This is a genomic window from Brevundimonas vesicularis (assembly GCF_032067225.1).
GTDB classification, from domain to species: Bacteria; Pseudomonadota; Alphaproteobacteria; order Caulobacterales; family Caulobacteraceae; genus Brevundimonas; species Brevundimonas vesicularis_F.
The window spans coordinates 82,713-93,285 of record NZ_DAMBJX010000002.1 but is presented as its reverse complement, the minus strand read 5'-3'; the positions used below and the strand labels follow the sequence as shown (position 1 = coordinate 93,285).

At 68.3% G+C, this 10,573-nt stretch carries 13 protein-coding genes and 1 tRNA gene; 9 read left to right on the top strand and 5 right to left on the bottom strand.

The window, feature by feature from the left end:
* The first annotated feature begins 58 nt into the window (after positions 1-58).
* From RT123_RS01110 to RT123_RS01070, 9 genes are all read left to right on the top strand, one after another.
* Positions 59-514 carry a chemotaxis protein CheW gene (locus tag RT123_RS01110; protein ID WP_039246217.1) on the top strand — a complete coding sequence of 152 codons (456 nt, stop codon included), beginning with the start codon at positions 59-61 and terminating at the stop codon, positions 512-514.
* Entirely contained in the window at positions 511-1,371 is an 861-nt protein-coding gene (locus RT123_RS01105; RefSeq protein ID WP_313007135.1) for a protein-glutamate O-methyltransferase, read from the top strand. Before RT123_RS01110 ends, RT123_RS01105 begins: the two co-directional genes overlap by 4 nt.
* Complete coding sequence (locus RT123_RS01100) at positions 1,368-2,405, top strand: chemotaxis response regulator protein-glutamate methylesterase (protein WP_313007132.1); 1,038 nt, start codon at positions 1,368-1,370, stop codon at positions 2,403-2,405. The genes RT123_RS01105 and RT123_RS01100 overlap by 4 nt, the downstream gene beginning before the upstream one ends.
* Before the next feature lie 15 nt (positions 2,406-2,420).
* Positions 2,421-2,810: a response regulator gene (locus tag RT123_RS01095; protein ID WP_039246211.1), complete on the top strand. Its 390-nt coding sequence runs from the start codon at positions 2,421-2,423 to the stop codon at positions 2,808-2,810.
* On the top strand, positions 2,807-3,349 hold the full coding sequence (locus RT123_RS01090; protein ID WP_055753918.1) for a chemotaxis protein CheD: 543 nt from the start codon (positions 2,807-2,809) through the stop codon (positions 3,347-3,349). Before RT123_RS01095 ends, RT123_RS01090 begins: the two co-directional genes overlap by 4 nt.
* 2 nt (positions 3,350-3,351) lie before the next feature.
* Positions 3,352-3,696, top strand: coding sequence for a hypothetical protein (locus tag RT123_RS01085; RefSeq protein WP_039246206.1), 345 nt, complete (start codon positions 3,352-3,354; stop codon positions 3,694-3,696).
* A gap of 4 nt (positions 3,697-3,700) precedes the next feature.
* On the top strand, positions 3,701-4,291 hold the full coding sequence (locus RT123_RS01080; protein ID WP_045811566.1) for a response regulator: 591 nt from the start codon (positions 3,701-3,703) through the stop codon (positions 4,289-4,291).
* Complete coding sequence (locus RT123_RS01075; protein WP_313007128.1) at positions 4,288-4,767, top strand: hypothetical protein; 480 nt, start codon at positions 4,288-4,290, stop codon at positions 4,765-4,767. Before RT123_RS01080 ends, RT123_RS01075 begins: the two co-directional genes overlap by 4 nt.
* A 208-nt stretch (positions 4,768-4,975) precedes the next feature.
* A tRNA-Arg gene (locus RT123_RS01070) sits at positions 4,976-5,052 on the top strand.
* A 19-nt stretch (positions 5,053-5,071) separates the two neighbouring features.
* Here the strand turns inward: RT123_RS01070 and RT123_RS01065 are convergent.
* The 5 genes from RT123_RS01065 to kdpC all read right to left on the bottom strand — a co-directional run bounded on the left by RT123_RS01065 (position 5,072) and on the right by kdpC (position 10,573).
* Complete coding sequence (locus RT123_RS01065) at positions 5,072-5,602, bottom strand: 2'-5' RNA ligase family protein (protein ID WP_313007126.1); 531 nt, start codon at positions 5,600-5,602, stop codon at positions 5,072-5,074.
* A 2-nt stretch (positions 5,603-5,604) separates the two neighbouring features.
* The gene (locus tag RT123_RS01060; protein WP_313007124.1) at positions 5,605-6,546 is read right to left on the bottom strand and encodes a histone deacetylase; all 942 of its coding nucleotides are present in this window, start codon (positions 6,544-6,546) and stop codon (positions 5,605-5,607) included.
* A gap of 74 nt (positions 6,547-6,620) precedes the next feature.
* Positions 6,621-7,310 (bottom strand): response regulator, encoded by a 690-nt coding sequence (locus RT123_RS01055; RefSeq protein WP_313007122.1) that lies wholly within the window; start codon positions 7,308-7,310, stop codon positions 6,621-6,623.
* Positions 7,310-9,994: a sensor histidine kinase KdpD gene (locus RT123_RS01050; protein ID WP_313007120.1), complete on the bottom strand. Its 2,685-nt coding sequence runs from the start codon at positions 9,992-9,994 to the stop codon at positions 7,310-7,312. The genes RT123_RS01055 and RT123_RS01050 overlap by 1 nt, the downstream gene beginning before the upstream one ends.
* Positions 9,995-10,573 carry a K(+)-transporting ATPase subunit C gene (gene kdpC / locus RT123_RS01045; RefSeq protein ID WP_313007118.1) on the bottom strand — a complete coding sequence of 193 codons (579 nt, stop codon included), beginning with the start codon at positions 10,571-10,573 and terminating at the stop codon, positions 9,995-9,997.

The following is a 10,573-nucleotide window of genomic DNA, read 5'->3' as shown; positions in this document are numbered from 1 at the left end:
GGTCACCGACATGCGCCGCAAATCCGTCCGTCCCGACTTCAAGCTCGCGAGCTGAACCATGACCGAAGCCAAAGATCTCCAGCGTGAACTGATCGCCTTCCGCATCGGCAGTCAGGAATTCTGCGTCGACATCATGTCGGTGCGCGAAATCCGCGGCTGGACGCCGGCGACGCCTCTGCCCCGTTCGCCGGGATACATGAAGGGCGTCATCAACCTGCGCGGCACGGTCCTGCCGATCATCGATCTGGGCGCGCGCTTCGGCCTGACGACCTCGGAACCGACGGCGCGCCACGTCATCATGGTCGCCCATATCGGCGGCCGGATGGTCGGCCTGCTGGTCGACGCCGTGTCCGACATCCTGCAGATGAGCGAGGCCTCGGTCCAGCCGACGCCCGACGTCGCCAGCGATCAGGTCAAGACCTTCGTCAAGGGCATCTTCTCGATCGACGGCCGCATGATCAGCCTGATCGAACTGGATTACATCCTGCCGCAAGTCGAGGCCGAAGCCGCATGACCGCCGCCGCCGGCCGGGGATCGATCGTCGAAGGCGAGTTCGTCTTCACCGCCGAGGATTTCCGCCATATAGCCCAGATGCTGCACGCCCACGCGGGCATCGCCCTGAACGAGGGCAAGGCCGCGCTGGTGTATTCGCGCCTGGCCAAGCGTTTGCGCACCCTGGGTCTGACCAGCTTCCGCGACTACTGCGCCCTGGTCGAGGGCGTGGACGGCGTGGACGAGCGTCAGAAGATGACGGCGGCCCTGACCACCAACGTCACCCGCTTCTATCGCGAGCCGCACCATTTCGACGACCTGCGCGACCGGGTCATGCCCGAACTGGCGGCGCGCGCCCGCGCCGGCGGCCGGGTCCGTCTGTGGTCGGCGGCCTGCTCGAACGGGCAGGAGCCCTATTCGATGGCCCTGACCGTGCTCCAGGCTCTGCCCGAGGCGGCCGAGCTGGATGTGCGTATCCTGGCCACCGACATCGATCCCAACATGGTCGTCCAGGGCCATGACGGCGTCTATTCCGAAGAGGCGCTGGAGCCCGCGCCCGTCACCCTGTGGCGCAAATATTTCGACCGCGCCGATCGCGGCCAGTGGGTTGCGGGCCAGCAGCTGAAGCGTCTGGTCAGCTTCAAGGAGCTGAACCTGATCGGCGACTGGCCGATGAAGGGCAAGTTCGACGTCATCTTCTGCCGCAACGTCGTCATCTACTTCGACGACGCGACCCAGGAGCGGGTGTGGAAGCGGTTCACCCCGCTGATGAACCCCGGCGCGACCCTCTACATAGGTCACTCAGAACGAGTCTCCGGCCCAGCGACCAGCCAGCTCCAGACCGCCGGCCTGACCACCTATCGCTTGGGGTCTGCATGAGCCGCGTCCGCGTCCTCGTCGTCGACGACAGCCTGACCATGCGCGGGCTGATCTCGGCCGCCCTGAAGTCGGACCCTGAGATCGAGGTCGTCGGCACCGCCGCCGATCCCATCGAGGCGCGCGCCGCGATCAAGGCCCTGAACCCCGACGTTCTCACCCTGGATGTCGAGATGCCCAATATGAACGGGCTGGAGTTCTTGGAAAAGATCATGCGGCTGCGGCCCATGCCGGTGGTCATGGTCTCGACCCTGACGGCGGCGGGCACGGACGTGACCCTGGCCGCGCTGGAAATCGGCGCCGTGGACGCGGTGGCCAAGCCGGCGGTCGCCAGCGTCGATGCCTTCCTCGACCTGATCGGCAAGGTGAAGACCGCCGCCCGGTCGCGCGTCCGCGCCCGCGGCGACACGCCCGCCGCCGCCGAGGCGCCGCGCGCCTATCACGCCGACCCCCAACAGATTCTCGCCATCGGTTCGTCCACTGGGGGGGTCGAGGCTCTGCTGACCGTGCTCAGCGGCTTCCCGCTGGATTGCCCGGCGACCGTCATCACCCAGCATATGCCGGCGACCTTCACCGCCAGCTTCGCCGCCCGCCTGGACCGTGTCTGCGCCCCGACCGTGACTGAGGCGGTGGACGGCGCCCCGCTGAAGCCGGGCCACATCTATCTGGCCCCCGGCGGCGCAACCCATCTTGAGGTGTCCGGCGGCCTGACGCCCCGTTGCCGCCTGATCGCCAGTGATCCCGTCAACGGCCACCGCCCGTCGGTCGATGTGATGTTCGACTCCGTCGCCCGGCTGAAGCGTCCGATGACCGGCGTTATCCTGACCGGCATGGGCCGTGACGGCGCCAAGGGCCTGCTGACGATGCGCCAGGCCGGCGGCCGCACGCTGGGCCAGGACGAGGCGACTTGCGTCGTCTACGGCATGCCCAAGGCCGCCCATGAAATCGGCGCCGTGGAGCGGCAGTTGCCGTTGCACCGCCTGTCCCCCGCCATTCTCGAACTGTGCGCCGATCCGGCTGCGCGGTCAGTCGCCTAATCGGGAGCGTAACCTATGCCCGCCGCCGCCTCACTTCACTGCCTGGTCGTCGATGATCAGATGACGATGCGTTCGCTGGTCCGCACCAGCCTGCAACAACTCGGCGTGCGCGAGATCCGCGAGGCCGCCGACGGCGAAATCGCCTTGCGCGAGATCGTGTCCAAGCCCGCGCACCTGATCATCTCCGACTACAATATGCCGAACCTGGACGGTCTGGGCCTGCTGCGCGCCGTTCGCGCCCATCCCCCCACCTCCAAGACCGCCTTCATCATGCTGACGGGCCGCGCCGACCGCGAGCTGGTCCAACGTGCGGTGCAGTTCGGCGTCAACAACTACCTGGTCAAGCCTTTCACCGTCGCCCAGCTGAAGGGCAAGCTGGAAGCCGTTTTCGGTCCCCTGACATGAGTTTCGCCGCCCTGAAGGACACGGTCGAAAAACGCGTTCACGTCGGTCAGGGCGAGCACTTCATCACGTCCGATCCCAATGTCGTGCTCAGCACCATCCTGGGGTCCTGCGTCGCCATGTGCGTGCGTGATCCGTTGGCGGGCGTCGGCGGCATGAATCACTTCCTGCTGCCCGAAGGCTCGGGCGCGGGCACCGACGCGGGGCGTCGCTACGGCGCCTATGCGATGGAGCTTCTGATCAACGATATGCTCAAGGCCGGCGCCCGTCGCGATCGGCTGGAGGCCAAGCTGTTCGGCGGCGGCCGCATGTTCGACAGCCTGCGCGACGTCGGGCGCAGCAACGCCGACTTCGCCGAGAAATTCCTGCGCGACGAAGGCATTCCCGTCGTGGGCGGCAGCCTGCGCGGCGACGGCGGTCGGCGCCTGCACTACTGGCCCGTCACCGGCCGCGCCCTGCAGCGCGCGGTCACCGACGTCGTCGCCCCCAAACCCGTGCCCGTCATGGCCCCGGTCGATACCGGCGCCCTGGAACTGTTCTGAGCATGAGCGCCCCTCCCGAACACGCCGATCTGCTGGCCGCAGTCGCCGACGAGCTGATGCTGGTGCGCGAAGGCATCGACGGGATCGAGGCCCTGGTCAGCGATCTGGTCCGCCGCGCCCCGCCCGAGGAACGTCCCAACGCCCTGACCCAGGCCCAGGCCCTGGACGCCCTGACCCAGCGTCTCGAGGCTCTGTCCGGCGTCCTGCGCATGCTGGGCGGCGGCGCCAGCCCGTCCGAGGCCGTCAGCCGCCTGTCGCTGGCCGACATGGCCGGCCGCCTTCGTCCCGCCGCCGGCGAGCATCGCCCGCAATCAACCGCCGACGCCGGCGACCTGATGCTGTTCTGACGCCATGGCCAAGAGCGATCGGGTCAATCTGGCGCACACCACGGTCCTTCTGATCGACGACCAGCCCACGTCGCTGGATATGCTGGGTTCCATCGTCCAGGGCTTCGGCTGCAAGGAGCAGATCAAGTGCGCCTCGGCCCAGGCGGCCGTCGAACTGCTGGCGCGCCGCTCGGTCGATCTGATCCTGATCGACTGCATCATGCCGGACATGGACGGCTATGACTTCGTGCGCTGGCTGCGGCGCGACGCCCCCACGCCGACCCGCTATGTGCCTGTCATCATGATCCTGGGTCACGCCTCCCAGGCCAAGGTTCACCAGGGCCGCGATTGCGGGGCCAGCTTCATCGTCGCCAAGCCCCTGTCGCCGTCTCTGCTGCTGAAACGGATCATCTGGTTGGGCGGGGAGGACCGCGATTTCGTCGAGTCCGAACACTACATCGGCCCCGACCGCCGGGTGCACAACTACGGACCGCCTCCCGGCACCGATGGTCGTCGCGAAAGCGACCTGACCGGTGATCTGGGCGAGGCGGTCGAGGAAAACATGGATCAGGACGAGATCGACATGCTGATGAAGCCGATGAAGGTCAGCCTGTGACCGAACCTGTCGCCGCGCCCAAACCCCCCACCGTCCGCCGCGTCCACACTTCGCTCCAGCGTCAGATGGCGCGGCCGGGCGGCCGTCTGATCATCGAGGCCGAATCCCGCGCCAACCAGGCGCTGGATGAAAAGCGCGACCATGTCTTCACCCTGCTGACGGCCAATGTCGACGCCATCGAGGCCCTATGCGCGACCCGCCCGCAAGACGCGCCGGCCCAAATCTACGCCTTCGCCTCCGCCATGGTCGACATGGCCGGCTATCTGGATGTCCCGACCTTCTTTGAGGCCGCCTTCAGCCTGTGCGAGATCGCCGACCGGATGAAGAGCGCCGGCAGCTGGTCCTGGCCGTCGGTCGAGGTTCACGTCCGCGCGCTTCGCCTTACCCTGGCCGCCCAGGGCCAGACCAGCGCCGATTCCGACCGCCTTCTGGAGGGCCTGCGCGCCCTGACCGCCCACGTTCCGCCCGTCGGTTAACGGCCGTTCCGGTCTGGCGGAACAAGGGCGAAACGAATCAGGACCGAATCGCTGACATCGCCCGTTTCGTCTTTTGTTCACCGCGACATCTTGTAGGTTAAGACCCCTTAACCACAAACGCCCGAGCCGCCACTTGCCGCCCCGCCGCCTCACTTTTTCGTCGCCACGACTTCCCCCCGCCGCCCCGACCCGCTACGGCGTCGGGCGTGGCCCCGTAGCTCAGCTGCATAGAGCAAGGCTTTCCTAAAGCCGAGGTCGCAGGTTGGAGTCCTGCCGGGGTCGCCATCGCACTGTCGGGTGCATTCTAATCGTCGAGGGTCAGATTGCCCTCGAAAAGAATCCGATCAATCGCCTCCCACGGGCCGCCTAGGTAGCGCCAGACGAGCAGGCCTTCAGCGTGAATGTCGAAGGGTTCGAACTCCAGCTGAAGCTGCTCAAGCAGCTGTTTGGCGTCTGCGGGCTCGACCTTGTTCTGGATCGTGATGTGCGGTCGGAACGGGGACTGGTCCTGGCGGGTTAGCCAGGGCGAAAAGGCCTCCGCGAGCTGTCTACGCAGTCGGTCCAGATCGGCGGACGCCAGGCGGTAGGCCACGCCACGCCCCAAAGACCACGGGCCGCATACATCGAGACGGATGGGCGCCTGGCGACGGCACACCGACTTCAGCGTCTCCAACACGAAGCCTTCCTGCGCCCCAGGGAGGGCGTGGAACAGGGTCAGATGGGCCGGGACGACGTTGCGGTGGCGGGGAAAGTGCGCCTGGCGCAAGGCGTCGAACCAGTCGAAGGCGCCGTCGTCCAGGGCTGCGGTGATGATGAGCGGCGCCGGGTCTGCCACGATCAAGCCTCCCGCCGGGCCAAGCCGCGCCGCCAGGCGTGGGCCGCCGCGCGATGCAGTGTCGCGTGGCGGCGCGCGAGACGATCGACATCGTGATCGTATCCACCGCCGATGACGCCGACGAGCGGCGCGACCGCCAGACAGGCTTCAAGCACATAGGCGTCGCGTTCAGCCAATCCCTCTTCGCTCAGCGACAGCCGCCCCAGCTGGTCGTTTTCATGCGGATCGACGCCCGCGATATAGAAGACGAGATTGGGCGCAACGCGTTGAAGCAGGTCAGGCAGAACCTCTTTGAGCCGGGCGATATAGGCTGCATCGCCCGTTCCGTCGGGCAGGTCGATATCCAGATCGCTGGGCCCCCTCCGCACCGGAAAGTTCTTTTCGCCATGCATGGAAAAGGTGAAGACGCGGGGCTCGTGCTCGAAGATGAAGGCGGTTCCATCGCCCTGGTGGACGTCCAGATCGACCACCAGGACCTGTCCGACTTCGCCACTGTCGATCAGGGCTCGCGCGGCCACGCCGATGTCGTTGAAGACGCAGAAGCCTGCGCCGCCCGTGGGGCCGGCGTGATGGCTGCCTCCGGCTGTATTGCAGGCGAGGCCATGGCGAAGGGCGAGACGGGCTGCGGTCAGCGTACCGCCGACGGCGGCCTGCGTGCGTTCGACGACGCTCTGCGTGATGGGCAGGCCGATGACCCGTTCGACCTTCGGCGGAACGCAGGCGTCCAGCACCTGGCGCACATAGTCGGGATCGTGCACGGCGGCGAGCAGCGAGTAATCCGCAGGTTCGGGCTCACACAGCCCCTCCGGTCCGATCAGCCCTTCCTCTCTCAGCACCTCGACCAGGCGCGCATACTTCTGCATCGGAAAGCGATGACCCGATGGCAGTTCGGCGCTGTAGGCCGGGTGATAGACGATCGGGGGGAGGGGGCCTGGATTATACATGGGTTTCGCAGACAACGCGCCGGCCATTATGAGGCTGCATCTGAAAAGACAGCCGAACCCTCTCGCCGAAGGGCTCAGTCCGCCAGCCGATAGCCTACGCCCGGCTCGGTCACGAGCAGGACGGGCTGAGCCGGATCGGCCTCGAGCTTGTGCCGGAGCTGGCCGACGACGACGCGCAGATACTGGACGTCGTCGGCGTGGCCGGCGCCCCAGATGGTCTTGAGCAGGTCGGCGTGGCCCAGCACCTTGCCGGCGTTGCGGGCGAGGTAGGCCAGGACATCGTATTCCTTGGGGCGCAGCTTCACCCGCTCGCCGGCGCGGGTGACGATGCGGCGGTCCAGATCGATGACGACATCGCTGGCCGTGACCACCCCGCCCGCGACCGGCGTCAGCGCGCCCTGACGCAGACCCGCGCGGATGCGCGCCAGCAGTTCGCCGACGCCGAACGGTTTTTCGACATAGTCGTTGGCGCCCAGGTCCAGGGCCGTGATCTTCTCGGCCTCACGGTCGCGGGCGGACAGGACGATGATCGGCCCCTGATAGAAGTCGCGCGCCCGCGTCAGCACGTCCTTGCCGTCCATGTCGGGCAGGCCGAGGTCCAGCACCACGGCGTCGGGGCTCCACAGGGCGATGGCGCGCAGGCCCTCCTGACCGCTGTCGGCGCGGCGGGGTTCATAGCCGGCGGCGTCCAGGGCGGGCGCCAGGAAGCGGTGGATCTGCGGCTCGTCGTCGATGACCAGAACCTGAAGGCGAACGGCGGACATCACAGCAGATCCGGGTGGGTGGCGATGGACTTAGGCAGGCTGATCAGGATGCGGGTGCCGCGCTTGCCGTCGGCGTCGTCCTGGATCGGGCTGGCGGCGGCGATACGGCCGCGCATCGCCTCGACGAAACCCTTGGCGATGGCGAGACCCAGGCCTGCCCCTTTGGCGCGGTCGGTGGATTCCTCCATGCGGCGGAACTTGTCGAACACGCGCTCCAGCTCGGCGGTCGGGATGCCGCGGCCCTCGTCCTCGATGGAAATGACGACGGCGCCGCGATCCTCATAGGCGGCCAGTTCGATGGTCGTGCCGTCGGGACTGTAGGCGATGGCGTTTTCCAGGATGTTGACCACGGCCTGTTCCAGCAGGCCCGGATCGGCCTCGACCATGCTCAGCTGGGCCGGGAAGTCGCGCGTGACCTTGCGCTGGCCCAAACGGCGCGACACCCGGTCGGCGGCGGCGTTCAGGATGTCGCGCACATCGGTCCAGTCGGTGCGCACGTTCAGGCCGCCGCCCTCCAGCCGGGTCATGTCCAAGAGGTCGCCGACATAGCGCGACAGGCGTTCGGCCTCTTCGCGGATGCTGAGCAGCAGGTCGTCGCGAACCTCGGGCTTCAGGGTCGCGCCATAGTCGATCAAGGTCGTCGCCGAGCCCAGGACGGTGGACAGGGGCGTGCGCAGGTCGTGGCTGACCGAGTTCATCAAGGCCGCGCGGAAACGGTCGGCGCGACGCAGGGTTTCGGTCTCCAGCGCCTGACCGGCCAGGTCGGCACGCTCAAGCGCCACGGCGCCCTGGTCCAGCAGGGCCATGGCCAGACGTTCCTCGTCCGAGCCCGCCGCCACGGCCGAGGCGTCGATGCCCGCCACGCCGGCCCGGCCGCGCACGCCCTGCAAGGGCTGAAACCGCCAATGGGTCTGCGGCAGGGTGCCGGTGCCGTGGCCCGTGACCTCACCGTGCGTCCAGGCCCATCGCGCGGCGGCCATGGCGTCGGAGGCCAGGGTCACGCCCTCGGGACTGGCCGCCGTCAGAACGATGTCCTCGCCGTCGGGCAGCAGGACGACGGCGCCCGCGCCGGCGGCGGCAGAGGCCTGTTCGGCCAGGCTGCGGGCCGTGGTCGCACGATCCTGGCCCGCCGACAGGGTCTGGCTGGCGGCCAGCAGGGCCGAGACGGCGGCGGCGCGGCGCTGGGCGGCTCTGGCCTGTTCGCGCACTCGCCCCGCCAGGGCGCCGGTGCCCAGGGCCACGCCCCAGAACAGCAGCAGGGTCAGGAAATCGGTCGGCGAACCGATCAGGAAGCTGTAGCGGGGCTGAAGGAACAGGAAGTTGTAGGTCAAAAAGGCCAGGGTCGCCGCCGCCAGCGCGGGTCTGAGGCCGTTCAGCACCCCTGCCGCCACCACCGCCGCCAGATAGATGACGCCCAGATCGACCCGCTCGAACCGGGTGTCGAGCAACAGGGCCGCCCCCGTCGCCGCCAGGACGAACCCCGCCCCCGCCGGATAGCCGCGCCAGTCCAGCGCCGCCCTGACGCCGGACTTGGCCACCGGTTCGGGCGCGGCCAGATCACCCTCGGTCACGACGTGGACGGCGACGCCCTGCGCCTTGCGCAGCAGTTCAGTCGCCAAGGCCCGGCCGGTCCATTCGGTGAACCGCCCGCCGCGCGTTTTGCCGATGACGATCTGGGTGACGTTGTTGCGGTGGGCGTGGTCCAGAACGGCGCGCACCACGTCGTCGCCGCTGATCGTCACGGGCCGTCCGCCCAGCTGCTCTGCCAGCTTGAAGGCTCCTGACAACCGTCCCGCCGACCGGGCGTCGACGCGCGATCCGCTGGGCCGCTCGACATGGGCCACCGACCAGGGGGCGTCCATCATCATGTCCGACATCCGCCGACCGGTCCGCACCAGGGAGGCGGTCATGGCGTCGCCGCCGACCAGAACGAGGATCCGTTCGTTCGCCGCCCACGGCCCCGACACGCCCCGTTCGCGCAGGTGGGTCAGAAGCTGGTCGTCCACCGTCTGGGCCGCCCGTCGCAGGGCCAGTTCGCGCAGCGCCGTCAGATTCTCGATCTTGAAGAAGTTCTCGGACGCCACCCGCGCCGTTTCGGGCACATAGACCTTGCCCTCGGCCAGACGCGCCCGCAGGTCTTCGGGCGTGATGTCGATGACCTCGATGTCGTCGGCGCCGGTCAGGGCGCTGTCCGGCACCGCCTCGCGCTGGCGTACGCCCGTGATGCGCAAGATTACGTCGGATAGGCTTTCCAGATGCTGGATGTTCAGCGTGGTCCAGACGTCGATGCCGGCGTCGCGCAGCTCCTCCACATCCTGCCAGCGTTTAGGATGGCGCGAGCCCGGCGCGTTGGAATGTGCGTATTCGTCGACCAGCAGCAGTTCGGGCCGTCGCGCCAGGGCGCCGTCCAGATCGAACTCCATCAAGGCGCGGTCGCGGTGTTCGATCGGCGCGCGCGGCATGACGTCCAGCCCGCGCAGCAGGCTCATCGTCTCCTTACGGCCGTGGGTCTCGACCACGCCGACGACGACGTCCAGCCCCTCGGCCTTTCTGCGGCGCGCGGCGCGCAGCATTTCATAGGTCTTGCCCACGCCGGGCGACATGCCCAGAAACACCTTCAGCCGCCCGCGCTTGCGGCGCGGAACGGCTGAAGTCGCGGGCGTTTCCGGCGCCGTTTCGGGCAATCAGCCCTCCGCCCCGAAGCGGGCGTCCAGCGCGCGATTGGTCAGCAGGACATTGACGTGCGGCTGGCCGATGAAGCCCAGGAAGGCCCCCTCGATGTGCGCGTCGATGATGCTCTGGACCTGTTGCACGGGAACGCCTCTGGCGCGGGCGATCCGCGCGACCTGAAGCCGAGCGTAGGCCGGGGACACGTCCGGGTCGAGGCCCGAACCCGATGTCGTCACCGCATCGGCGGGGATGACGCCTGGGCCGTCCTCTGCGCGGATCGTCTGGGCGCTTTCGGCGACGCGCGCGATCAGGTCCGGGTTCAGCGGCCCCATGTTGGAGCCGGACGAGGCGGCGGCGTCATATCCGTCGCCCGCCGCCGACGGGCGCGGATGCAGATAGGTGGCGCCGACGAAGGGCTGGCCGATCAGGGACGAGCCGACGACCCGCCCGCCGGCGTCGCGCACCAGGCTGCCGTTGGCCTGGTCCGGGAAGGCGACCTGGGCGATGCCGGTGACGGCCAGCGGATAGGCCAGGCCCAGCAGCAGGGTGAACAGGGCCGTCATGACGAGGGCCGGGCGAAGTTGGTTGACCAT

Bases quoted from the DNA above. Each gene is read 5' to 3' on its own strand.
- RT123_RS01110 (WP_039246217.1), top strand. From the start codon at position 59: ATGACCGAAGCCAAAGATCTCCAGCGTGAACTGATCGCCTTCCGCATC.
- kdpC (WP_313007118.1), bottom strand. From the start codon at position 10,573: ATGGTCAACCAACTTCGCCCGGCCCTCGTCATGACGGCCCTGTTCACC.
- RT123_RS01105 (WP_313007135.1), top strand. From the start codon at position 511: ATGACCGCCGCCGCCGGCCGGGGATCGATCGTCGAAGGCGAGTTCGTC.
- RT123_RS01090 (WP_055753918.1), top strand. From the start codon at position 2,807: ATGAGTTTCGCCGCCCTGAAGGACACGGTCGAAAAACGCGTTCACGTC.
- RT123_RS01060 (WP_313007124.1), bottom strand. From the start codon at position 6,546: ATGTATAATCCAGGCCCCCTCCCCCCGATCGTCTATCACCCGGCCTAC.
- RT123_RS01100 (WP_313007132.1), top strand. From the start codon at position 1,368: ATGAGCCGCGTCCGCGTCCTCGTCGTCGACGACAGCCTGACCATGCGC.
- RT123_RS01085 (WP_039246206.1), top strand. From the start codon at position 3,352: ATGAGCGCCCCTCCCGAACACGCCGATCTGCTGGCCGCAGTCGCCGAC.
- RT123_RS01055 (WP_313007122.1), bottom strand. From the start codon at position 7,310: ATGTCCGCCGTTCGCCTTCAGGTTCTGGTCATCGACGACGAGCCGCAG.
- RT123_RS01080 (WP_045811566.1), top strand. From the start codon at position 3,701: ATGGCCAAGAGCGATCGGGTCAATCTGGCGCACACCACGGTCCTTCTG.
- RT123_RS01095 (WP_039246211.1), top strand. From the start codon at position 2,421: ATGCCCGCCGCCGCCTCACTTCACTGCCTGGTCGTCGATGATCAGATG.